Origin of the sequence: Asticcacaulis machinosus, from assembly GCF_028550435.1 — a bacterium.
Lineage (GTDB): Bacteria > Pseudomonadota > Alphaproteobacteria > Caulobacterales > Caulobacteraceae > Asticcacaulis > Asticcacaulis machinosus.
Genome location: NZ_JAQQKV010000001.1, coordinates 1,770,325 through 1,792,867, shown reverse-complemented (window position 1 = coordinate 1,792,867; position 22,543 = coordinate 1,770,325). Strand labels below are relative to the sequence as shown.

The 22,543-nt window shown below is 56.6% G+C and carries 19 protein-coding genes; 13 read left to right on the top strand and 6 right to left on the bottom strand.

The window, feature by feature from the left end; translation table 11 throughout:
• The first annotated feature begins 91 nt into the window (after nt 1-91).
• The 6 genes from PQU98_RS08180 to PQU98_RS08155 all read left to right on the top strand — a co-directional run bounded on the left by PQU98_RS08180 (nt 92) and on the right by PQU98_RS08155 (nt 6,187).
• Nucleotides 92-1,000: an ABC transporter permease gene (locus PQU98_RS08180; RefSeq protein ID WP_272744410.1), complete on the top strand. Its 909-nt coding sequence runs from the start codon at nt 92-94 to the stop codon at nt 998-1,000.
• A complete protein-coding gene (locus PQU98_RS08175) occupies nt 1,000-1,875 on the top strand; it encodes an ABC transporter permease (RefSeq protein WP_272744409.1) in 876 nt (291 codons plus the stop codon). Before PQU98_RS08180 ends, PQU98_RS08175 begins: the two co-directional genes overlap by 1 nt.
• A gap of 8 nt (nt 1,876-1,883) precedes the next feature.
• Nucleotides 1,884-3,029, top strand: coding sequence for an ABC transporter ATP-binding protein (locus tag PQU98_RS08170; RefSeq protein WP_272744408.1), 1,146 nt, complete (start codon nt 1,884-1,886; stop codon nt 3,027-3,029).
• Between the two features lie 160 nt (nt 3,030-3,189).
• The gene (locus PQU98_RS08165) at nt 3,190-3,915 is read left to right on the top strand and encodes a gamma-glutamyl-gamma-aminobutyrate hydrolase family protein (RefSeq protein WP_272744407.1); all 726 of its coding nucleotides are present in this window, start codon (nt 3,190-3,192) and stop codon (nt 3,913-3,915) included.
• Nucleotides 3,915-4,715, top strand: coding sequence for a DUF3658 domain-containing protein (locus PQU98_RS08160; RefSeq protein ID WP_272744406.1), 801 nt, complete (start codon nt 3,915-3,917; stop codon nt 4,713-4,715). The genes PQU98_RS08165 and PQU98_RS08160 overlap by 1 nt, the downstream gene beginning before the upstream one ends.
• Nucleotides 4,716-4,795: 80 nt before the next feature.
• Nucleotides 4,796-6,187, top strand: a complete 1,392-nt coding sequence (locus PQU98_RS08155) for an aminotransferase (RefSeq protein ID WP_272744405.1) — start codon at nt 4,796-4,798, stop codon at nt 6,185-6,187.
• Nucleotides 6,188-6,363: 176 nt separating this feature from the next.
• On the opposite strand, the gene PQU98_RS08150 is transcribed toward PQU98_RS08155, so the two are convergent.
• Entirely contained in the window at nt 6,364-6,783 is a 420-nt protein-coding gene (locus PQU98_RS08150) for an acyl dehydratase (protein WP_272744404.1), read from the bottom strand.
• A gap of 269 nt (nt 6,784-7,052) precedes the next feature.
• Between PQU98_RS08150 and PQU98_RS08145 the strand changes: the two genes are divergently transcribed.
• The 3 genes from PQU98_RS08145 to PQU98_RS08135 all read left to right on the top strand — a co-directional run bounded on the left by PQU98_RS08145 (nt 7,053) and on the right by PQU98_RS08135 (nt 11,829).
• A complete protein-coding gene (locus PQU98_RS08145; RefSeq protein ID WP_272744403.1) occupies nt 7,053-8,330 on the top strand; it encodes a helix-turn-helix domain-containing protein in 1,278 nt (425 codons plus the stop codon).
• A gap of 64 nt (nt 8,331-8,394) precedes the next feature.
• Complete coding sequence (gene ispG, locus PQU98_RS08140; protein ID WP_272744402.1) at nt 8,395-9,537, top strand: flavodoxin-dependent (E)-4-hydroxy-3-methylbut-2-enyl-diphosphate synthase; 1,143 nt, start codon at nt 8,395-8,397, stop codon at nt 9,535-9,537.
• 252 nt (nt 9,538-9,789) lie between these two features.
• Nucleotides 9,790-11,829 carry a protein-disulfide reductase DsbD family protein gene (locus tag PQU98_RS08135; RefSeq protein WP_272744401.1) on the top strand — a complete coding sequence of 680 codons (2,040 nt, stop codon included), beginning with the start codon at nt 9,790-9,792 and terminating at the stop codon, nt 11,827-11,829.
• On the opposite strand, the gene PQU98_RS08130 is transcribed toward PQU98_RS08135, so the two are convergent.
• Entirely contained in the window at nt 11,818-12,282 is a 465-nt protein-coding gene (locus PQU98_RS08130) for a hypothetical protein (protein ID WP_272744400.1), read from the bottom strand. The two genes, PQU98_RS08135 and PQU98_RS08130, sit on opposite strands and share 12 nt — an antisense overlap.
• 123 nt (nt 12,283-12,405) lie before the next feature.
• Here PQU98_RS08130 and hisS point away from each other — a divergent pair, with 123 nt between their 5' ends.
• Complete coding sequence (gene hisS / locus PQU98_RS08125) at nt 12,406-13,890, top strand: histidine--tRNA ligase (RefSeq protein ID WP_272744399.1); 1,485 nt, start codon at nt 12,406-12,408, stop codon at nt 13,888-13,890.
• A 448-nt stretch (nt 13,891-14,338) separates the two neighbouring features.
• On the opposite strand, the gene PQU98_RS08120 is transcribed toward hisS, so the two are convergent.
• A complete protein-coding gene (locus PQU98_RS08120; RefSeq protein ID WP_272744398.1) occupies nt 14,339-14,944 on the bottom strand; it encodes a TetR/AcrR family transcriptional regulator in 606 nt (201 codons plus the stop codon).
• Nucleotides 14,945-15,148: 204 nt separating this feature from the next.
• On the opposite strand from PQU98_RS08120, the gene PQU98_RS08115 reads away from it, so the two are divergent.
• Entirely contained in the window at nt 15,149-15,391 is a 243-nt protein-coding gene (locus tag PQU98_RS08115) for a hypothetical protein (RefSeq protein ID WP_272744397.1), read from the top strand.
• Between the two features lie 32 nt (nt 15,392-15,423).
• Here PQU98_RS08115 and PQU98_RS08110 read toward each other — a convergent pair whose 3' ends face one another.
• Nucleotides 15,424-17,532, bottom strand: coding sequence for a M13 family metallopeptidase (locus PQU98_RS08110; RefSeq protein ID WP_272744396.1), 2,109 nt, complete (start codon nt 17,530-17,532; stop codon nt 15,424-15,426).
• Nucleotides 17,533-17,723: 191 nt separating this feature from the next.
• Between PQU98_RS08110 and PQU98_RS08105 the strand changes: the two genes are divergently transcribed.
• The gene (locus PQU98_RS08105; RefSeq protein ID WP_272744395.1) at nt 17,724-19,583 is read left to right on the top strand and encodes a cation:proton antiporter domain-containing protein; all 1,860 of its coding nucleotides are present in this window, start codon (nt 17,724-17,726) and stop codon (nt 19,581-19,583) included.
• A gap of 117 nt (nt 19,584-19,700) precedes the next feature.
• Here PQU98_RS08105 and PQU98_RS08100 read toward each other — a convergent pair whose 3' ends face one another.
• Both PQU98_RS08100 and PQU98_RS08095 read right to left on the bottom strand, forming a co-directional pair.
• Nucleotides 19,701-20,453, bottom strand: coding sequence for a prephenate dehydrogenase/arogenate dehydrogenase family protein (locus tag PQU98_RS08100; protein ID WP_272744394.1), 753 nt, complete (start codon nt 20,451-20,453; stop codon nt 19,701-19,703).
• A 312-nt stretch (nt 20,454-20,765) separates the two neighbouring features.
• Complete coding sequence (locus tag PQU98_RS08095) at nt 20,766-21,422, bottom strand: EF-hand domain-containing protein (RefSeq protein WP_272744393.1); 657 nt, start codon at nt 21,420-21,422, stop codon at nt 20,766-20,768.
• Between the two features lie 315 nt (nt 21,423-21,737).
• On the opposite strand from PQU98_RS08095, the gene PQU98_RS08090 reads away from it, so the two are divergent.
• Nucleotides 21,738-22,511 carry an EF-hand domain-containing protein gene (locus tag PQU98_RS08090; protein ID WP_272744392.1) on the top strand — a complete coding sequence of 258 codons (774 nt, stop codon included), beginning with the start codon at nt 21,738-21,740 and terminating at the stop codon, nt 22,509-22,511.
• The last annotated feature ends 32 nt before the right edge of the window (nt 22,512-22,543 follow it).

The following is a 22,543-nucleotide window of genomic DNA, read 5'->3' as shown; positions in this document are numbered from 1 at the left end:
CGGTGCTCCCAAGCTAAACCTTTTCGCCGCCTCACAGCGGGTTATGCGCTTCGGGTTTTTTGAGTAGGGGTTTTTGAGTAGGGGCAAGGCGATGGAACAAAGCTGGCGGCAGGCGAAGTCAATTTTCGGGCTGCTCCTCAGTGCGCCCCTGTTCTGGCTGGCCTTTTTCTTTATTGTGCCAATGGGCATTGTCTGGCTCTATTCGTTCGGGGAAAACCGCGGGCTGGTCGATATCGCCTTTACCGGCACATGGAAAAACTACGCGCGGGCATTAGAGCCGCTGTACCTCGGCATCTTTGTAAAATCGCTTTATGTCGCCGCACTCACGACGTTTTTGTGTCTTGTCGTCGGTTTTCCGGTGGCGCTGGCCATCACATTTGCCGCCGATAAGTGGAAGCCGTGGCTGCTTTTGCTGATCATGCTGCCGTTCTGGACCAATCTTCTGATCCGCACCTATGCGTTGATTGCCGTGCTCAGAACCGAAGGCTATGTCAATCAAACCTATGAATTCTTATGGAATAATGCCGGCGGGCTGATGACCCTGGTGGGCTTGGCGCCACTGGGCGAGTTTCAGCCGCTCGATCTGCTGCATAACAATTTCGCGGTGATTTTTGGCCTCGTTTACGTCCACCTGCCGTTCATGATCCTGCCGCTTTATTCGACGCTGGACCGGATGGATCGATCGCTTTTGGAGGCGTCGCTTGATCTGGGGGCGGGGCACTTACGCACCCTGTGGTCGATCGTGGTGCCAATGTCGGCGGCGGGGATCGCATCGGGTATTCTGATCACCTTCATTCCCGCACTAGGCGCCTATCTGACGCCAGATCTGCTGGGCGGGCCGGAATCGCAGATGATCGCCAATGTCATTGAGCGTCAGTTCAAGCGCGCCAATGACTGGCCATTCGGGGCGGCGCTGTCGTTCCTTCTGGTGTACCTGACCTTCATCGGCATCGCCATTCAGGGCATGCTTGACAAACAAAACCGGGGGAGGGCGGCCTGATGACGGGATCTGTTGCCAAGGTTAAAAAGACACCACCCGGCCCATTGGAATATATGCGTCGCTGGCCGATGCAGGCCTGGTTGGTCGGGGTGACGGTGTTTCTGTATGCGCCGCTGATCACCCTGATGATCTTTTCGTTTAACGACAGTAAGCGCAACATCGTCTGGCAGGGCTTCACCCTGAAATATTACGTCAAGGCTCTGACCAACGACAGCCTCATTCAGGCTTTTACCAATTCGCTGGTGATTGCGTTTTTCTCAACGATCATCAGCGTGGTTGTGGGCGCTATGGCGGCCATCCTGTTGTGGCGGTTCCGCTTTCCGGGCAAGACGGCGCTGGACGGCGCCATGTCGATCCCAATCGTGGTGCCGGAAATCTGCATGGGCGTCGGCATGCTGGTCTTCTTCGCCAAGGTCTTTCCGTGGCCGCAGGGCTTGCCCTGGCCGCTTAATCTCGGGGCCATCATCATCGCACACGTCTCGTTCTCCTTCCCGTTTGTGGCGGTGGTGGTGCGCGCACGACTGGCGTCATTTAACCGCGAACTGGAAGAAGCCGCCAAGGATCTGGGCGCCTCGGAAATCCGAACGCTTCTGGATGTGTTGGTGCCGCATATCAAACCGTCGCTGCTGGCGGGCGGGCTTCTGGCCTTTACCCTGTCGTTGGATGATTTTGTGATTACCTTCTTCACCGCCGGGCCCGATACGGTCACCTTCCCGGTCAAGGTCTATTCGATGGTCCGCTTTTCGGTCACCCCCGAAGTCAACGCCGCCTCGACCATACTGATTGTGGTGACGGTGATCCTGACCTTCTTTGCGCTGAAGTTCCAAGGTTCTGACGCCCTGACCGCCGGTCATGGTGCTCCTGAGAAAAAGTGAGGCTGAATATGTTTGATCAAGATCCAAAACCGGCTGACGCTCTGGGCAAGACCATCATCAGCTTCAAAAACGTCTCCAAGCGCTTTGGCAAGAACGTGGCGGTCGATAATGTCTCGCTCGACATCAAGGAGGGCGAGTTCTTCTCGCTGCTGGGGCCGTCGGGCTGTGGCAAGACGACCTTGCTGCGTATGCTGGCCGGGTTTGAGATGCCGTCGGATGGACAGATCCTCATCGATGGCAATGATGTCTCGCAGGTCTCGCCCAATAAGCGGCCGGTGAATATGGTGTTTCAGTCCTATGCTGTTTTTCCGCACATGACCGTGCTCGATAATGTCGCTTACGGGCTGAAAATGGACGGGGTGCCAAAGGGTGAGCGCTTGGCACGCGCCCAGGAAGCGCTGGAATTGGTCAAGCTCGGCGGGTTTGGCGAACGCAAACCGGATCAGATGTCGGGTGGCCAACGTCAGCGGGTAGCGCTGGCGCGCGCGCTGGTCAAAAAACCGCGTGTGCTGCTGCTGGATGAGCCGTTATCGGCGCTTGATGCCAAGCTGCGCGATGCTATGCGCACGGAGCTTACCCTGCTTCAGGAAAAGGTCGGCATCACCTTTATCATGGTCACCCACGATCAGGATGAGGCCCTGGCTATGGCGACGCGCTGTGCGGTCATGAACCGCGGCCTGTTGCAACAGGTGGCGACCCCGTTTGACCTGTATGAGTTTCCCAATTCGCGCTTTGTGGCCGACTTTATCGGTAGCGTGAACCTGTTCGAAGGCACGCTTGATGTCGATGAGCCCGATCACGCCATCATCAACACGACCGATATCGGGCCGATCTATCTTGATCACGGTGTGACGGGGGCGACCGGCACCACAGTCTGGGCGGCGGTGCGGCCGGAAAAGATTGAGATTGATAAATGGGATTCCAAACCGCTTAAAATGGAAGATGCGCCCGAAGGCTACAACATCATCGCCGGTGAGATTAAGCATCTGGTCTATCTGGGATCAGAGACCGTCTATGAGGTTGAGGTCGCGGGCGGGCGCATGGTCAAGGTGTTACGCTCAAACCTGACGCGCTGGGATCAGGAAGACTTCACCTGGGACGAAAAAGTGTGGCTGTCGTTTAATGCCTGCGCCCCGGCGGCACTTTTGTCCTAGAAAGAACTCCCCCTGTTGCAGGGGGAGCTTTGCGGGCAAATGCACGCAAAGAGGGGGTAAATTGCTTGTTTAAACTTATCACGCCGCCGCTTTTTACCCCACCCGTCAGCCGGATAAATCCGCCTGCTACCCTCCCCTGCAACAAGGGAGGTTCTTTCTTATGAAACCCCTGATCGGTATTTCCTGTTGTAACCGTGATGTCGGCGGTGAAAACGCTCAGACCGTCAAGGATCGCTATGTCAAAGGCGTCATCGAATATGCCGACTGTCTGGCGGTGCTGATCCCAGCGATCACCACAGGGTTTGAAGCCAAAACGCTGGCGGGGAAGCTGGATGGCCTGATGCTGACCGGATCGACCTCCAACATCGACACGCGGTTTTATGACCCTGATACGGCGGCGGGCGAAGGCCCGTTTGATGTGGACAGGGACAGCATCTCCTTTGCGATGATCGAGGCCATGATCGACGCTCAAAAGCCGGTTTTTGGTATCTGCCGAGGCTTTCAGGAGATCAATGTCGCCTTGGGGGGCACGCTCCGGCGTGATCTGGGGCCAAGGCATCACGCGCCGGACACTGCCACTTTCAACGACATGTTTGAGTTTGGCCATGATGTGACCCTGATCGACGGCGGTTTTTTTGAGGAAAAACTAGGTGGCAACCTGTGGGTCAATTCGGTGCATTTTCAGGGGGTGGCGCGACTGGCCGATGGCCTGACGATGGAGGCCGTGGCGCCTGACGGCATTGTTGAGGCGTTTAGCGCCAACCTCGGCGGATCGCAGGTCGTGGCCGTGCAGTGGCACCCGGAATGGCGGCCCAAAGATTACCCCGACCGGCAGGCTTTTTTCCAGTGGTTGGGTCAGGCGGCGCGCGGTGAGTCGGTAGTTTAATGATTGATCGCCGCACATTGCATATCGTGTTCAGTTTATCTGCGACCGTTGATTTGCGCCGCGCCCTGCAAACTGTGGGTAAGGATGAAGATGTTATTGGTTTAGATGATGACTGGTCATTTGGGCCGCCTGCTGACGCAGAATTGCGTAGGGTTTATGTTGAGGCTGCGTGGGGCTATGCCGATCAAGACTGGGATGACCAGATCAAAGGTTTTTGGGAAAGATCACTAAAGCCTGATCATCGTCGGGTCGTTTGGTTCTCACGCCGTCAACCTAGGGAATATTGTAATTTTCTGGAATGGCTGCGCCGAAACGGCGACCAGTCTTTTGAGTTTGTCGATCTGACTGAGAGTTATGTGACCATAGCTTCGGGGCGAAGGGCACGGGTTGGGTGCGTATCCTTGGTCAGAGCCAGCGAATTTGTATCAGAAGCTTTTTGGGATCAGGCACGGCCAGCGACTAAGGAGGAACTGAACACGTGGTTGAGTTTGTGGGGCAGGCTACGTGAGGAAAATGCCCCGATGCGGGTTGTTGCTGCTGAAGGTCTGATGTCCGCTTCGCTTGATTATTTTGATGACGAACTTTTGAGTCACATTAACACCCGATGGGTGCAGGCGCGCCGCGTGGTCGGGAATGTAATGGCCGACATGTTGCGTAACGATGGTGTTTTTCAAACGAGTGATTTGGTGCTGCGCTGTCGACTTCAAGACTTGGTAGATGTTGGCGTTGTCGAGACAAAACGTGTTGCTAATATCTCGATGCAGACTTGGCTGCGGTGGCCTCGAAATCTCAGCCAATAAAATTGTGATCACAATTTTATTGGCGTGGGCGTAAATTTCTGGCAGACCTGTTTGCAATTAATCTTACGGGAGTTTGCCCCATGAACCGGCCGCTTAAAAACTACGATATTGCCGAACTGAAACGCCTTGATCTGGCGCATCATCTGCCGGCGCAGGCGGACTATAAGCTGCTGGAAGATATCGGCGGGTCGCGCATCATTACCCGCGCCGAAGGTTCCACCATCTATGACGGCGAAGGGCACAGTCTGCTGGACGGTATGGCGGGTCTGTGGTGCGTCAATGTCGGTTACGGGCGCGATGAACTGGCGCGCGCCGCCTATGAGCAGATGCTGGAACTGCCCTATTACAATACGTTTTTCAAGACCGTGACCCCGCCGCCGGTCAGGCTGGCCACCAAGATCGCGGAGAAGATGTCGGTCGGTAATCCTGACCTTCAGCATGTGTTTTTCAACTCATCCGGGTCAGAGGCTAATGACACAGTGCTGCGGCTGGTGCGCTATTACTGGCAGCTTAAGGCCGAGCCGGACCGCAATATCATCATCAGCCGTCGCAACGCCTATCACGGCTCGACGGTCGCGGGGATGAGCCTTGGCGGCATGACTTTTATGCACGCTCAGGGCGGGCCGATGGTGCCGGGCATTGAGCATGTCCGCCAACCCTATGCGTTCAACGAAGGCTTTGGCGAAGACCCGGCGACGTTCACGCAAGCCTGCGTTGATGATATCGAAGCCCGTATTCTGTCCGTGGGGCCGGATAAGGTTGCCGCCTTTATTGGTGAGCCGGTGCAAGGTGCGGGCGGGGTAATCATTCCGCCGGAAGGCTACTGGCCCAAGGTTGAGGCCCTGTGCCGTAAATATGGTATCCTGCTGATCTGTGATGAGGTCATCTGCGGTTTTGGGCGCTTGGGCCAATGGTTCGGCCATCAGCATTATGGCATAAAACCGGATGTGATTGCGATGGCTAAGGGGTTGTCGTCGGGTTACCTACCCATTTCGGCGGTCGGGGTGTCGTCAAAGATCGTCGATGTCCTGAAAACCGGCGGTGATTTCGTCCACGGTTACACCTATTCCGGCCATCCGGCGGCGGCGGCGGTGGCTTTGGCCAATATCGAGATTATCGAACGCGAAGGCTTGGTCGAGCGCACCCGTAACGACACCGGCCCTTATCTGGCCAAGGCGTTGAAGCGATTGGATGCGCATCCATTAGTCGGTGAAGCGCGCTCGCTCGGCCTGATTGGGGCAGTTGAAATCGTCGCTGAAAAAGGCACTAACCATCGCTTTGGTGGCAAGGAGGGCACCGCTGGCCCGTTGGTGCGCGACCTGTGCATCAAGAACGGCCTGATGGTGCGCGGTATCCGCGACAGCATCGTCATGTGTCCGCCGCTAATCATCACCCATGAAGAAATCGACCGAATCGTCGACATTATCGAACAGTCGCTCAATGAGGCTGAGCCGAAACTGCGGGCGTTGTAAGCGTTTAAGAGCCCCCACCACCACATCTCATCGCTTTGCGATTTCGTGCGGTCCCCCTCCCCGGCGTGCCGGGGAGGTAAAAGTGTGGAGTTTTTCGCAGAGCCGCCTCAAGAAAAATTTCTCATAGAGTATCCACCCATCAGTATTTTCGAGCAGCGAAAAACTTATGGGTGAGTCTAATCCAGTGGCGGCTTGGCCACCGGCAGTCGCTGAAACACCGAACGCGTCAGGCATGAAAACACCAGCCGTCCGGCCTCATCCAACAGGTCGTGTTGGGCAATAACCACGCCCTTGGTGTCTCCAACCGCATCCTTGCCCATCACGGTCAGGCGTCCGCGCAGCAGTTCGCCCGGCGGCGGATTGCGCGACCAGCGCAGGGCATCGACCGCCAGGCGCTTGGTTTGCGGCCAGCTTTGCGAGGCTTCGGTTTCCAGTCGCGACCACAGGGTAAAGATCAGGGCGTCGGGTATGCCTTCTTTCAAGTCCCAGGTCGGCGCGTAGGTCTTACAAAATGCCTCCAGGTCCTCCTGACTGATGACGCCGGCGCCGATTGAGGCGACCTGACCGATCCATAAGTCATCAAAGGCAGCGGGCATGGGTAAAACTCCGTGTAGCTATATAAGGCTTTTGATTGTCTTTAAGCTGAGTTTAGCCCGGCGGCAATGGCTGTTATGCACAGGCGGACAGTGTGGCGGAGCAATATTCGTCACAAAGGTGCGCTAAACCTTGGCGCGGGTTTTGAAGCGTGTCACTTCAGGTTGGACCCGCTCAAAAAACCTGTTTCAAAGCGGTGCAATCATGTCATCGTCAGTGAGGTTGTATTGATTCTGAAAACAGCCTGTGTTCTTGTCGGGAGTATCGGAAAATGAGTGCCCAGTCTTTGAAGAATACCCAGTCTTTGGGCATGGGCACCTTCAATACCGAAAGTGAGTATCAGGGTAAGATGACGCAGGATCAGTATCAGGAGTATGACGCTGTTGAGGCGGCGGCTGCGGCGGTGACGCTGGCGGGTGAGCCGCTGGCGTCTGATCTTAATCCACGCTCAGCCTATGACGATCCGCATCACGGTGTCATTCTTGGTGACATTTTGCGTTCGGCGCGCGAAGCCTCAAATCTCAGCCTTGATCATGTGGCCGATATTACCCGTGTTCGCCGCAGTTACCTTGAAGCATTTGAAACCGGCGCGCTTGATCTCATGCCGGCCCGCCCGTTTGCCATTGGTTACGTAAAGGCCTATGCCAAGGCGCTGGGGCTGGATGAAGAAACCATGGCCGATTTGCTGAAACGTGATCTGGCCGATCCCGGCCCGGCCTTGCGTGCGCCCACAGGTGCCGCGATGGATGAAGTAAAACCGTCCTATGGCCGCTATATTGCCGGTGCGGTGGCGCTGGTCGGGGCCATTATTGTGTGGAACGTCGTCCAGCGGCAACCGGAGCTGTTTAAGTCCAAACCCGAAGCGCCGACTGTGACTACACAGGGCTGGTCGCAGGGGGTGCCTATCGTGCGCGATGGGGTGGTTTATGTGTCCAAACCCGGTGCGCCGCCACTGGATCAGGATGTGCCTGTGCCGTATGTCACACCGGGCCTTGAGGCCGGATTTGCTGAGATTGAGGCCGAGAAAGTTCGTAACGGGACGGGGGCGGCGTCACCATCGGACAGCCTTCAGATGCGTAAGGCCTTTAACCCAAAGGGAGCCGTCTTTGGGGCCCCGCCGGAGCAATCCAGCGTGGTCATTCAGGCCAGGCGCAGTGTCAATCTGGTGCTGCGCTCCAATGAGGGACAGGTCTATTTTGCCCGTCAGTTAGGGGCCGGGGAATCTTATCGTGTCCCCAATGCGACGGCGGTGCCGATGTTGGTCGACGTATCGGACGCCACGGCGTTTGAAGTCTATTACGACGGCGAATATGCAGGTGGGTTAGAAGGCAACACTACGCCGACCGCCCGCATCAATGCCCGCGCCCAGCAGACGGCCAAGCTAATGGATGCCCAGCAGGTCGAGGCCCGCCCGGTAGCCACACCGCGGCCCAAAATCGAAAAGCCGAAAGCGCGGCCCATGCCGACGGAGCCAATCCCCTATCAGCCGGCTCAACCTGTCCAGACGCAACCGGCCCAACCACCAGCCGATCAGACCATACCTTATTAGGTCTCTGCCTCTTTTATTACGGGCCAAAAGGCCTTAAGTAGGGGGCAGGTAACAGAGGTGGTCTATGAGTTCGCACCAGCATGTGCGCCCCTGGCGCATGATCGAACGTCGCAAAAGCCGTAAAATCCGCGTGGGCTCCGTCGAAGTCGGTGGTGATGCCCCGATCACGGTGCAGTCCATGACCAATACCCTGACGTCGGACGCGCAGGCCACCCTGCGCCAGATCGCGGCGCTTGAAGAGGCGGGGGCCGATATCGTGCGGGTGTCGTGCCCGGACGTAGAGTCGACACAGGCGCTCAGGACGATTGTTGACAATACAGCCATCCCGATTGTGGCCGATATCCATTTCCACTATAAGCGAGCCATTGAGGCCGCCAAGGCCGGTGCGGCCTGTCTGCGTATAAATCCCGGCAATATCGGCTCAGCCGACCGGGTGCGTGAGGTGGTTCAGGCGGCCAAAGACTATGGCTGCTCCATGCGCATCGGCGTCAATGCCGGATCGCTGGAGAAGGAACTGCTGGAACGCTATGGTGAGCCCTGTCCCGAAGCCATGGTCGAAAGCGCTTTGTTCCACGCCAATATTCTGCGTGACCACGATTTCCATGAGTTCAAGATTTCGGTCAAGGCGTCGGACGTGTTCCTGACTGTGGCCGCTTATCAGGCTCTGGCCGATGCCATTGACTGCCCGCTGCATATCGGGGTGACTGAGGCCGGGCCTTTACGTACCGGCACGATTAAATCTGCGATCGGCCTGGGTAATCTGTTGTGGGCCGGGATTGGCGACACCATCCGTGTATCTTTGGCCGCGGATCCGGTCGAAGAAATCAAGGTCGGGTTCGACATACTGAAATCTCTGGGCCTGCGTCACCGCGGCGTCAATATCATCGCCTGTCCATCGTGCGCGCGGCAGGGATTCAACGTCATTGATACGGTCGCGAAGCTCGAAGAACGACTGGCGCATATCTCAACGCCGATGTCGCTGTCGATCATCGGTTGCGTTGTAAACGGGCCGGGTGAGGCTCTGTTTACCGATGTCGGCTTCACCGGCGGCGGGGCGGGGGCGGGCATGGTCTATATGGCCGGTAAGCCTGATCATAAATTAGCCAATGCCGATATGATCGAACATATTGTCGAACTCGTAGAACGTAAGGCTGAGGAACTGAAGGCGCAGCAGGATGCCCTGATGCCGGTTGCCGCCGCAGAGTAAATAAAAAGACCCTCCCCTGATTTCAGGGTAGGGTGGCAGACGATCCTCTAGGACCGGATGACGGGTGGGGTTAAAACTCGGGTTTTGTGCGTATAAGTAGTACGCGATAGCCCTGCTAAAAGGGCAGTTGGGGTAATGAAGCAGAGTGACGGGATAGTGTGCGGGCCGTTTTTACCCCCTCTTGATTTTGATCTATCATCAAACTCAAGCTCCCCCTCCAAGAGGGGGAGTTCTTTAGTTCAGTGGTTTTTGTTGTTTATTGCGGTGTTATTTGCGCCCGCTCAGGCTCAGCCCGTCAAGACCTCGCACTTGACGACCGAACTGGTGTCTGAACGCAAAGCGGTCTCCAAAGGCGGCGACATCTGGATCGCCATCCGCCATGAGCCGCTTAAGGGCTGGCATACCTACTGGCAAAATCCTGGCGATACGGGGCTGGCACCTGTGGTCACCTGGTCGCTGCCGGATAAGGTGACGGTGGGGGAGCCGCAGTGGCAAACGCCGGAGCGTCAGCCCTATATGGGGCTGGTCAATTACGGCTATAGCGGGGAAACCTACCTCTTTTACCAACTGACCAATGGCACGGCGCTTACTGACGGCGATATACTGCCGCTCAAGGCGCGTGTTGATTTTCTGGTTTGTGAAAAAGTTTGCGTACCGGAAACGGTCACTGTCAGTCTTAATCTGCCGGTCGGGCCTTCCGGGGGCGAAGATCGGGCCTTTCAGAAGGCGTTTGAGGCCCTGCCGAAATCGGCCCCGGCTGGATATTTCCGTAAAACTGGTAATGTTCTCGAATTAGGCTTTCCGGCGCCTGATAGTTCCGAAATTTTCGAAAAGCCAAATGGCGCCTATTTCTTTCCGATTACCGCCGGCGCCGTCCCGCCCGCTGCGGCTCAGGCGCTCGACACTGGGGCGGACGGCTTTACACTCAGGGCCACGACAGCAGACGATAAGCCTGTGTCGGGGCCCATCTCCGGTGTAGTCGCCTTTCCGAACGGTGACAGCTATCAGGTCACGCTCAATGAAGGCGATATCCCGCTGAGTTTACGAGGGCTTGGGGGCTTAAGCGCGGCAACGGGTGAGGTGTCCGTCGTGGGGGTGATTATCGCCGCGGGGCTGGCCTTTGTCGGCGGGATTATTCTCAACCTGATGCCGTGCGTCTTTCCCATCCTGTCCATGAAGATACTGGCGGTATCGCGGGCGGGGCATGATCATCGTCTGGCCCGCCATGAGGCCCTGCTGTACGGGGCGGGCGTGATCATAAGCTTTGTGGCGCTGGCGGTGATGATCAGCGTGGCGCAAGCCTTGGGTGCGGCGCTTGGCTGGGGCTTTCAGTTGCAGTCGCCGTTTGTGACGGCAGCCCTTAGCATTGTCATGCTGCTGGTCGCGCTTAATCTGTCAGGCCTGTTTAATATCGGTTCGGGACTACAAAATCTGGGTGGCGGTACGGTTGGAAAGAACCCCTACATCGGTGCGTTCCTGACTGGCGTGCTGGCGGTCGTGGTCGCCGCCCCCTGCACAGCGCCATTTATGGCCACCGCCATCGGCGTCGCTCTGGCCCAGGGCGGGTTCATCAGCTTTGTGATCTTTTTGGCGTTGGGCATCGGGTTTGCCCTGCCGATCGTAGGCCTGACCTACGCCATTACCTATCTGCCCGGACTGGCCAAACGCCTGCCTAAGCCCGGCCCGTGGATGGATAAATTCAAGCATATTCTGGCCGTGCCGATGTATCTGGCAGCCCTTTGGATGGTGTGGGTGTTTGCCCAGCAGGTCTCCGGCTTTGGCCTGTTTGCGTTGATCATAGCCCTTGGGCTGATTGTATTTGGTGTCGTGCGCACACTCATACCCGCCGTCACGCGTCCGGTTTTGCTGGGGTTGGGGATTGTATTGGCGGTGGCCTCGGCGGCTCAAACCCGCGCGGTGACCACACCCGCCGCAATAAAGGCCGATGTACCCTATGAAGCCTTTTCGGTCGAGCGCATCGCCCAACTGCGGGCTGAGGGTAAGAATGTCATGGTCGATCTGACGGCGGCCTGGTGCGTGTCGTGCAAGGTCAATGAGCGGCTGGTGTTCCATACCGAAGATTTCGCCAGGGTGCTGAAGGCCACCAATACGGTCTATATGGTAGGGGACTGGACCAATCAGGATGCGCGTATCTCGGCTTATCTCAGCCGCTATGGCCGCTCGGGTGTGCCGCTCTATGTCTGGTATGGCCCGAATGGCGCCGAGCCGGTTATCCTGCCGCAACTGCTGAATAAGGATGACGTCATTAAAATGATGAAGTCAGGTGCCTGAAGCCCCAAATTCCAGTACGCAGTCCATGCCGGACTGAACCGTGGCCGGCGTGGTGATCACATCTATATTGTCACTCAGCAGCGCCGATAATTCGGTCAGGGTGTGTTTTAACTCTGCATCGGTTTTCGCGGCCAGCAGGGCATCGTGTTTGAGCTTCAAATCAATCGACACGCCCTTGAGTACACATTTCAGGTCATTGTCCGTACCGCGCGCCTTCATGTCGAAATGAGCTTTCAGGTTCTGTTCGGACAGGTTGCCCACGTCGGCCACAAAGGCCTGAAATTTTGCGTTGTTCAGAAGTGTCAGGGACGGCGCCTTGTTATATGTATCGCTACGGGCCTTGAGCGCGCCCGACTGCTTGACGATCCCTGCATAGGGCTGTTCTTTGGCAATGGCATTCACGGACGCTGGCGTGGTCGCGCAGGCGCTCAACGGCGCTACCATCAGTGTCATAGCAAGTAGGGCATATTTCATAGCTTTGATATGCCGCAATCCGCCCAATAAGGGGTTAACGCAAGGGGTGGGCCGCCGTGAAAAAACTTGTCACTTGAGGCTGGATGTTCTATCGCCACGGCCATGACCGACAGCACTCCCGATCCCAAAGATTTCCGCCCCGAAGCCCGCGCCCCGCGTGGTTTTGCCGATAAACGCGCATCCCAGATCGCGGCGGAGCGCCGCCTGATCACGGCGGTGTCTAAGGTCTATGAGGATTTTGGTTTTGAGGCCCTGCAAACCTCGGCTTTTGAATATGCCGACGCGCTCGGCAAATTTCTGCCTGATGCCGACCGTCCGAATGTCGGCGTGTTCGCGGTCGAAGACGACGATGATCAGTGGATGGCGCTGCGTTACGACCACACAGCCCCGCTGGCGCGGTTTGCGGCCCAGAACTGGGACGGTCTTCCTAAGCCTTTCCGCCGTTATGCCTTTGGGCCGGTGTGGCGCAATGAAAAGCCAGGGCCGGGTCGTCTGCGTGAGTTTATGCAGTGTGATGCCGATACGGTCGGCACCGATCGTCCCGAAGCCGATGCTGAAATCATCGCTCTGGCCGTAGCTGGTTTTAAGGCCGCCGGTCTGCCGGCCGGTTCGACCGTGCTTAAGATCAATAATCGTAAGCTGCTGAACGGACTGCTGAACAGTCTGGGCGTGGTTGATGCCGGACAGCAGATGGGCGTGCTACGCGCCATCGATAAACTCGACCGGCTGGGGCTCACCGGTGTTGAGCTGTTGTTGGGGGGCGGGCGTAAGGATGAGTCCGGCGACTTCACCAAGGGGGCCAATCTGAACGACGCGGCTATTGCCGCCGTGCTGGCGTTCGTAGCGGCGGGTAATGCCGAACGTTCAGTGGTTCTCGATCGTCTGGCCGCGGTTCTGGCCAACTCACCGGAGGGCATGAGCGGCCTTGAGGATCTCAGTCGCATTGGTGCAACTCTGAACGGGCTGGGCGTCGGTGAGGCGGATGCCATTTTTGATCCGTCGATTGTGCGCGGTCTGGAATATTACACCGGCGCGGTGTTTGAGGCCGAGCTTCTGCTGGAAACCCGCGACGAAAAGGGCGAGTTGGTCAAGTTCGGTTCGGTCGGTGGCGGGGGGCGCTATGATGATCTGGTGGCGCGCTTTACCGGTGAGCGCGTGCCAGCCACCGGATTTTCGTTCGGTGTGTCGCGTCTGGCGGCGGCTCTGGCGCTTACGGAAGGCGGGAAAGCTGCCCCTGTGCGCGGGCCGGTGGTCATTATCGCCTTTTCTGATTCGGATATGGGCGAATATTTCAAACTGGCGTCAGAAATCCGTGCCGCGGGCATTCCGGCAGAGGTTTACCTTGGCCGTTCGGGCATGAAGGCTCAGATGAAATATGCCGACCGGCGTCTGTCGCCGGCGGTGGCCATGATTGGCGGCGATGAGCTGGCTAATGGTACGGTTACCATCAAAGATCTCGATCTTGGGCGCGAAATGGCTGCGGAAATTTCAGATAACAAAGCCTGGCGTGAGGGGCGTCCGGGGCAGGTGACCTTGCCGCGTCAAGATGCTATTAACCATCTGAAAACTATTATTAAATCTTCGTAAATTCTTTGACAGCGTTGTCAAATGCTGCGCAGTATTTATTGCGTAACAATGTTACGCGTGGCAATTATGTCGCAAGGTCTAAAAGGTCACTTTATTTTTGACATAATGTTATAAAATCTATTGACACCGCTGCCGAAAAACTGTTTTGTCGGTCTCAAGAGAACGGAACTTTCCCCCGAAGAGGAAAGTCGGTTCCCGGCGTTTCGGGGAGGAAACGCCTGCATAACAAAGAAGGGCCTGTCAGAGATTATCCCCCTCAGACAGGCCCTTACTTTATGTCCAAATGCCTATCTGCTTTTCGTAGTAAATTCACAATTGCATAAGTAAAGAAGAAATTTTGACAATTTTGTCAAAATTATAATTTTGTGCGTCCATGATTTTGTGCGTCCATGATTTTGTGCGTCCATGACCGGCCACATTGTCTTTCGGCAAATTGTCATCCTTAAATTTAAAGACTATCGCAGGCAGCGCGGATCAGCCAGCTTATCTGGTGTTCAACCGACTCATTCGGGATCGCGATGATGCGTTCCTCTAACGCGATGACCACTATGCCATGCACGGCGGAAAACAGGGTGCGGGCGGTGACGGTAACGGCCATATCATCGGCCTCTGGCATCAGTACTTTCAGCGGTGCCGCGACATGGGCGAACAGGCCGAACTGGGCGTTTTTGTTCCATTCGGGTAGGGGCGTGTTTTTCAGCCTCATTTCAAACATCGCCCGCCATAGCAGCAGATTTTCCCGCGCAAAGCGATAATAGGTATGAGCTATGCCTTCCAGGCGGGCCACGGCACTGGCGTTATCCGTCAAGGGGGCTTGGGCGGCCTCAGTAAACGCCTTATCCAGACGGGTCATGGTGCGTTGTGCAACCAGCAAAGACAGCATTTCCATATCCGCGACCAGATTATAAAGCCCACCCAGCGCAATCCCAATGTCCGCCGCCAGATCGCGGGCTTTGAGATTGTCTATACCATCGGTGCTGATGCGGGCCTCGGCAGCATCGAGCAGGGCTTCAAGCTGGGCCTGACGGCGGGCGGACATGGTGGGTGATGACATGATGCACTCAAAAATATGAACGTCGTTCAAAATATTTATTGAACAATGTTCAGAAATTATTTATACAGAAACAGTGAACGGCGTTCATAGCACATTCTGTCCCCGTGTTAAAGCGCTGGTTTCATGCTTCTGCCGTAAACGCAGAAAGCGTTGGCTTACCGGCGCGCGGTTTCGCGAGGGGATGTTAGGATTAAAGAGTCGCACATGGCTCGTTTCAAATTTTCGGCCCGTACCACTATGATTCTGGGGTCTGCCCTGATGATTGCGCCGATTGGCATATTGCTGGCGGTATATGTGAGCGTCGGACAACTGCCGTCGACCACTTATGATATGTCGGGCCACTTCGGGCGCTATGAGATGCAGGCCCAAATCGGTGCGGGCGTCCTGTTCGCAGGTTTGCTGCTGCGACTGTTTGGCCTCATGTGGTCAGACCGGGCTCAAGGCTAAAAAAACGGGCTCCGCCGGAGCCCGTTTTTGTCCTACCAAAGACGCACGCGCTCTTCAGGCGTCAGATAATATTTGCCATCAGCGACGCCAAAGGCCTTATACCAGTCATCGACATTGCGCAGCGGGCCAATGATGCGGAAGCTGGCCGGGGCGTGCGGGTCGGAGACGACCTGCTGGCGCAGGGCGTCGTCACGGTATTTGGAGCGCCAGACCTGCGACCAGCCCAGCATGACCCGCTGATCACCCGTGAACCCATCAAGAGCCGGCGCGGGCGCGCCTTTTAGGGACAGGCGATAGGCATCCAGCCCCAGCACAATGCCGCCCAGATCGGCAATGTTTTCGCCCATAGTCAGCTTACCCTGCACCCTGGCGCCGGGCAGGGGCTCATAGCTATCGTACTGCGCGCCAAGCTTTGCGGCCTGCGCCTCAAATTTGGCGGCATCCTCCGCGGTCCACCAATCGCGCAAGACCCCGTCACCATCGGATTTGCGGCCCTGATCGTCAAAACCGTGGATGATCTCGTGACCAATCACGCCGCCAATCGCACCGTAATTGACGGCTGGATCGGCGTTGGGGTCAAAGAACGGGGCTTGCAAAATAGCGGCAGGAAACACAATCTCGTTCTTCACTGAGTTATAATAGGCGTTGACCGTCTGCGGGGTCATACCCCATTCCTCAGGGTCGACGGGCTTACCCAGCTTGGCGACATCTTCAGCCCATTCATGATTTTGCGCGTGGGCAATATTGCCGATCAAGTCATCCTGTCTGATGCTGAGTTTGGAATAGTCTTTCCATGTGTCCGGGTAACCGATCTTGACGTGGAATTTCGACAGTTTTTCCTGCGCCTTGACCTTGGTTTGCGGCGACATCCACGCCAGATTATCGATGCGGATTTTCAGCGCGGATCGCAGGTCAGCGACCAGAGTTTCCATTTTGGTCTTGGACTCGGCCGGGAAATATTCGGCAACATAGGCCCGTCCCAAGGCTTCGCCCAGATAAGATTCGGTCACGCTGATTGAACGCTTCCACAGGGCACGTTGTTCAAGCGCGCCTGACAGGTCGCGGGAATTGAATTCCCATGCGCGCTGTGAAAACCGTGTCGAAAGGTAAGGCGCTGATTGGTTTAACACCTTAAAGGTCTGCCAGGCCTTGAGCGTTTCGATCGGCGTATCGGCATAGATTTTGGCGAAGTTCGGAAAGGCCGTGTTCTGGCGCATGACGATGGTTTGGGCGCTCTTTAGGTCCGCGCTGGCCATAAAGGCGGCCCAGTCAAAACCGGGGGCAAAGGTTTTTAACTCCGCCGGGGTGATCGGGTTATAGGTCTTGTCACGGTTACGGCTCTCAACCCGTGTCCAGCTTGCGTCGGCCAGTTTTGTCTCAAACGCCACCACGTCTGCGGCTGTTCTGGCGGCATCAGGTACGCCCGCCATACGCAGCATGTCGGTGATATAGGCCTCGTATTTGGCTTTCTTGTCGGCGAATTCAGGCTTGAGGTAATAATCCCGGTCGGGCAGGCTAAGGCCGCTGGTGCTCATATAGAGCGTATTAATCTGCGGGTTCTTGGCGTCGTCATAAATACTTGCGCCGAACACGGATGACCCAAAGGTGCCCTGAGTGCGGCCCATAAAGGCGGCCATCTCGCGGTGGCTTTTTATCTTTCGGATGTCGGCCAGCAGAGGATAGACCGGGGCAATATCGAGTTGCTCTTTGCGCGCCTGATCCATCATAGACTTATAGAAATCGGCAACCTTCAGGTCGTCGCCGCTCAGCCCTTCGGCTGCGGCCAGCTTGTCAATTAAGGCCTTGAGGCGATTTTCCGACAGGGTGCGCAGGGCATAAAAGCTGCCGTAATTGGTGCGATCGGCGGGGATTTCAATGGTCGCGATCGCCTTGCCGCCCGCATAGGTGCTGAAGTCATCGCCCGGCTTAACCGAGGTGTCCATGCCCGCCACATCAAAGCCCCAGGTGCCAAACGTCTCGGCCACTGTCGATCCCGCTTCATCGGCGGCGGTCAGGCTTTCCAGACCATGCAGAGTCTCAAAGCGGCAGTCCTGATCAATACACTGACGGGTGTCGGCCTGCGCAGAACCGGCAATCAGGGCGGCGGACGCCAGAGTAGATAAAAGACGCAGGCGGATCATGAAATACCTCGAAATTAAGCACATTTGAAACCAGTTTTGGAAATGAGCACTTTGCGACGGATTTGTCATGAATTTTCTCTGTATCAGGCGGTATTTTTTCAGATTTTTTTGAGCCCTGATCAGCTTTGGGGCTTTCTTTTTGGGGACAGGAATGTGATTTTCAACCCCATGACGAAAAGGATGGTTGCGTAATGGCCTCGGATATCCTTGCCCACACGGTGCAGGCCGCACCGGTGGTTGGACATGCCGCGGCCATCAGCGGTCAATATGCCGTGGGAATCGTGTTTCTGACGGCGGCGGCGGTGTTTGTACCGCTGTTTAACCGCTTCAGGATTTCGCCGGTTCTGGGGTTCCTGATGGTCGGCGTCATTCTGGGGCCGGACGGGCTGGGGCGGCTGGCGGATATGTGGCCGGTGCTGGCCAAGTTTACGGTTACCCAATCCGAAGACATCCACAATCTGGCTGAACTGGGCGTGGTGTTCCTGTTGTTTGCCATTGGACTGGAACTGACGTGGGAGCGCCTCAAGGCCATGCGGCGGATGGTGTTCGGGCTTGGGATGCTTCAGATCATCCTGTGTACGCTGGTGCTGTTTGGTCTGTTCCTGATGATGAAGCGCCCACCGGAAAGTGCGATCGCGCTGGCTATGGCGCTGGCCCTGTCGTCGACGGCCATGGTCATGCCGGTGCTGGCGGAACTGAAAAAGCTCAACACCGCCACCGGCCGCAGCGTGTTTTCGGTTCTGCTGGCGCAGGATCTGGCGGTGGCGCCGATCCTGATTGCCGTCATTGTGCTGGCCGGCGGCGAAGGTGGCCCCACTGGCGTTCAGGGCGTTCTGGCGATCATCCCTACGATTGTGGTCATGGCGCTTTTGGTTTTAGGCGGTCGGATGCTGCTGCGGCCATTGTTTAAATCGGCAGCCCTGACCAAAAGCCCGGAAATTTTTATGGCGGCGTGTCTCTTGGTCGTGCTGATTTCGGGGCAGGCGGCGGTGATGGCGGGCCTGTCTATGGCTATGGGGGCGTTTGTCGGCGGCCTGCTGCTGGCCGAGACGGAGTACCGGCGCGAAATCGAGCTTATGATCGAGCCGTTCAAGGGGCTGCTGCTGGGGTTGTTTTTCGTCACTGTCGGGGCGCGGCTGGATATCGACGCCGTCATGGCTTCTCCGGTACTGGTGCTGGCGCTGGCGGGTGGACTGATCGCGCTTAAGGTTGTGGTCGTTTACCCTCTGGCGCGGCTTTATGGCCTGCCGCGGGCCGCAGCACTTGAAGTGGCGGCCCTTTTGGGGCCGGCGGGCGAGTTTGCGTTCGTCATTATTGATGAGGGCATGGGGCGCAAACTAATTGATCCGCAGATCGGTCAGGCGGTTATTCTCGCTGCCATCATCAGCCTGTTTCTTTTGCCTGTGATCGGCACGGCCGTGACCCGTTTTACCAAACGTTTCAGCCCGCAAAAGGAAGCCGAACCATCGGCGGCCCCGGATATGGTCACTGAGGTTCCTAATGAGGTTCTGGTGGTCGGCTATGGCCGCGTGGGTGAACTGGTGGTTGACATGCTGGGGCGGCACAATATCAGCTTTACGATCGTGGATGTGAATCCGAAGGTGACCTCACGGGCGCGGTCGCAACACCTTGAAACCTGGTATGGCGATGCGTCCAATGTCGAGTTTCTGGCGCGCTTAGGCCTTGAGCACCGCAAAGCCGTGGTGGTGACGGTCTCAAATGCCGCCTTTACCGATAATGTCGTCAAGGCCGTGCGGTCATTGCGCGACGATATTTGCCTGATCGCGCGGGCACGGGATGCGCATCATGCTGAGCGGCTGTATGAGCTGGGCGTGACGGACGCGGTGCCGGAAACGATTGAGGCGTCACTGCAACTGGCGGAAAACACGCTGGTGGATCTGGGCGTGCCGATGGGGCTGGTGCTGGCCTCGATCCATGACAAGCGCGATGAGTTCCGCGCCCGTCTGGCGATCCATGCCCCTGAAGGCCGCGGCACACGGGTGCTGCGGACAACCAAACGTGAGCCTAAGCCCACGGAAAAGGCGGTTTAGGCTCTCCAACTGCGAAGCTGTTGGCAAGCACGACCGTGCGCCGGCAATTGTGCTCAAGGAGCGTAGCGTTAGTACGCTGAGGTGTGCGGCGAGCCTGCGCGGCGCATGAGCGCTTGACTACTTATGCCCATTTTCCAGGCGAGTACGCAGACTGTCGATTTCATGGAAAAAACGCTTGCGGATTTCGGCGGCGAACGGGTTGTCGCGCTCAATCGACATAAACAACTCATCACTGTCGCCGGAGACCAAACCGACGCCCTGCATCAAAAGGTCATAGGAACGGGTGGTGTGTTCGGTCGGCAGGGAGCCCATGCCGTTGAGCACCTTGGCGATCAGGTGGGTCAGGCCCTGCACGGCGGCCAGAGCGCGGTCATGAACTTCGGGGGTCGTCACCGACACCTTAAGATCCAGTGTTTTCTCAAGGAATTTCACGATCGGCGGCAGGTGGCGCACCCGCACCGGGCAGACGACAATTTCCATATTATGAATGCCGTAACGCGCCGATTGTGGTCCGAACAGCGGATGGGTGCACAGGACGCACACCGATTTGGGCAGGGCGTCGGTCAGCCACTGGGCCGGATTGACCTTAACCGAGCCGACATCGATCACCAGACCGTTGAGCGGCACATGGGGGGCGATCTGTTCGGCCAGGGCTTTTAGCGTGCGGATTGGCGTGGCCAGTATAACGATCTTATTGGCGGCGGCTTCTTCCAGCGATACCAGCTCGACATTGTGGCGTTTGGCGTAGGCTTTCGCTTCGGGGGAGGGGTCATAGGCCAGAATGTCGAAATAGGGCGACAGGTGGCGCACAATCAGGCGGCCAAACGCGCCAAGACCAAACAAACCGAGCTTATGAACTTTTTTAGGCACGCAACGCCGCCGTCAATGATTTAAGGGGTTGCCTTGGTAACACATCGCCAAAGTTGAGGCGAGATGAAAGGGTCGTAAATCTTACGAAAGCGTAAGCTTTTATACGAAAGGCGCGGGGTTGCATAAAAACTTATACCAAACGCTGGTATTAAATGGAAAAAAGCAGCCTTAAATCTGGCTTTTAAGTGCAAAAAAGCGCCTTGAATTTTTGATTTTGCTTATTTGTTGCGAATGCAACAATAGTGACCGCAATCAATACTGCCTGGCGGCAAGTTGTATCATTTAATACTACTTGCCGCCAGATTAGCCATGTTATCGGCGTCGTTTTTTGTCCTTGCCATCGCGGGGAGCCTCAAGGGCTTGCTGCATGGGGGTTTTGGAAAGGGTGTCGAGGGTGAGGGCGCCGTCGCTATCTTTATCCAGCAGGCGGAACCGCGCCAGAGAGGCTGATTCCCATTCGGCAGAGGTGATCTTGAAATCGAAATTGGCATCGGCCCCGCGCACGGGTTGTGGCTCATTGATCAGGCTGAACTGGGCGGCGCCGGTGATCTGGCGCTGATAGGGCTGATTGGATAAGGGTTTACCCTCGGCATCTGTGGTGCGTCCCTTTGGCGGCTGGGTGATCATGGGCACGCGCGACAGAATTTCGGGGGCCAGTTCTTCTTCGTAGCGGGTGTTCTCCGGTGAGGAAATCACACCGTTTTCGTCCTTATCGATGACGGCGAAATAGCGTTTGGCATCGGCCACGAACTCGGCCCGCGTCAATTTGCCATCACTGTCGGCATCGGCTTTTTTGAACCAGTCAGCGACCGGATAGGGCGCCGGGGTTTTGGCACGAAACACTTCACCTGACGGGCTGAAGAAAATCTGGTTGATGGCGGGGCGGTCGGGGCCACCTTCGGATGGCATTTGCGCGACAGCGGGAGCCGTCAGCACCAGCAAAGGCAGGAACAGAAAAAAGCGGGTCATGGGTTATTCCGTTGTCAGTAAACGCATCAAACTAAGCTGAGCTGTGCGGGGATTTCATGGTGATTTCATGTCCGTAAGGAAATAATAAGACTGAGCGCGAAAAATATGCAGACCGGTAAATTGTGCCGGATAGTATCTGCATATTTTTGTGTATTCGATGACATAAATGAGTGCTTGTTGGCTGTATGTTGATATGTATGGACATGATTTTGTGTAATTGATGAAATTGTTGTTAATTCAACATGTTGTTAAGTAAGTGATGGCCTTTTTTATTTGTTTTGGCGATTGGGCCGAAACTCAAAAAAGGAGGTAAATATGCAGATCGGTAGTACGACATCTGCCTATTCCAGCGTCTCTCTGTCGCAGATGCACTCAAAGCTGTTCAGCAGCATTGATGCCGACGGGGATGGCAAAATGACCCTGGAAGAACTGGAGTCTTCGCAGGCCACTAGTAAATCCGGAAAGACGCAATCCGGTGCTACGGCATCGTCTTCCGCAACGTCTTCGGCGGCGGATCGGTTCTCGGTCATGGATACCGATGGTGACGGTTCGGTCACCGAAGAAGAAGGTCTGGCGTTTTTCACAAGTTCCATGTCATCTGCGACTATGGGCAGCATGTTGCAGGCTCAGGAAGAAGGCCAAGGCGCCGGATCACGTCCGTCCGGCCCGCCACCTGCCGGTGGTGGTGGTGGTGGTCAGGCCCCCCAAACTTTTGATGAACTTGATACCAATCAGGACGGTACGGTCAGTCTTGATGAAATGCTGGCCTCATCAGAATCTGAGGACAGTGCGGATGCGTCCATGATCGAGGAATTGTTCAGCCACATGGATGCCGACGGTGATGGTTCGGTAACTGAGGAGGAAAAGGCGGCATTTGACGAAACCATGAAGGCTAATGGCCCGCCGAAGGGGCCGCCACCCCCAATGATGTCTGAGACCACATCGACCGAAGCCGCCACAAGCGATGCGACCGTCAGCGAAGACACTGCCGCGAAAATCGCCAGCCTGACCGCCCAGTGGATGACCTCGGTCTATCAGGCCCTGTCGGAAGGCACGAAACAGACCTCGACCACATCGGTGGCGGCGTAAACCGCTACGAGAACGAGCCAGAACGGCTCGTT

Coding starts and splice junctions, on each gene's coding strand:
- PQU98_RS08130 (WP_272744400.1), bottom strand. CDS start 12,282: ATGACACTGATGGTAGCGCCGTTGAGCGCCTGCGCGACCACGCCAGCG.
- PQU98_RS08150 (WP_272744404.1), bottom strand. CDS start 6,783: ATGCCCGCTGCCTTTGATGACTTATGGATCGGTCAGGTCGCCTCAATC.
- PQU98_RS08155 (WP_272744405.1), top strand. CDS start 4,796: ATGAACCGGCCGCTTAAAAACTACGATATTGCCGAACTGAAACGCCTT.
- PQU98_RS08160 (WP_272744406.1), top strand. CDS start 3,915: ATGATTGATCGCCGCACATTGCATATCGTGTTCAGTTTATCTGCGACC.
- PQU98_RS08170 (WP_272744408.1), top strand. CDS start 1,884: ATGTTTGATCAAGATCCAAAACCGGCTGACGCTCTGGGCAAGACCATC.
- PQU98_RS08165 (WP_272744407.1), top strand. CDS start 3,190: ATGAAACCCCTGATCGGTATTTCCTGTTGTAACCGTGATGTCGGCGGT.
- hisS (WP_272744399.1), top strand. CDS start 12,406: ATGACCGACAGCACTCCCGATCCCAAAGATTTCCGCCCCGAAGCCCGC.
- PQU98_RS08175 (WP_272744409.1), top strand. CDS start 1,000: ATGACGGGATCTGTTGCCAAGGTTAAAAAGACACCACCCGGCCCATTG.
- PQU98_RS08180 (WP_272744410.1), top strand. CDS start 92: ATGGAACAAAGCTGGCGGCAGGCGAAGTCAATTTTCGGGCTGCTCCTC.
- ispG (WP_272744402.1), top strand. CDS start 8,395: ATGAGTTCGCACCAGCATGTGCGCCCCTGGCGCATGATCGAACGTCGC.
- PQU98_RS08145 (WP_272744403.1), top strand. CDS start 7,053: ATGAGTGCCCAGTCTTTGAAGAATACCCAGTCTTTGGGCATGGGCACC.
- PQU98_RS08090 (WP_272744392.1), top strand. CDS start 21,738: ATGCAGATCGGTAGTACGACATCTGCCTATTCCAGCGTCTCTCTGTCG.
- PQU98_RS08095 (WP_272744393.1), bottom strand. CDS start 21,422: ATGACCCGCTTTTTTCTGTTCCTGCCTTTGCTGGTGCTGACGGCTCCC.
- PQU98_RS08105 (WP_272744395.1), top strand. CDS start 17,724: ATGGCCTCGGATATCCTTGCCCACACGGTGCAGGCCGCACCGGTGGTT.
- PQU98_RS08115 (WP_272744397.1), top strand. CDS start 15,149: ATGGCTCGTTTCAAATTTTCGGCCCGTACCACTATGATTCTGGGGTCT.
- PQU98_RS08110 (WP_272744396.1), bottom strand. CDS start 17,532: ATGATCCGCCTGCGTCTTTTATCTACTCTGGCGTCCGCCGCCCTGATT.
- PQU98_RS08120 (WP_272744398.1), bottom strand. CDS start 14,944: ATGTCATCACCCACCATGTCCGCCCGCCGTCAGGCCCAGCTTGAAGCC.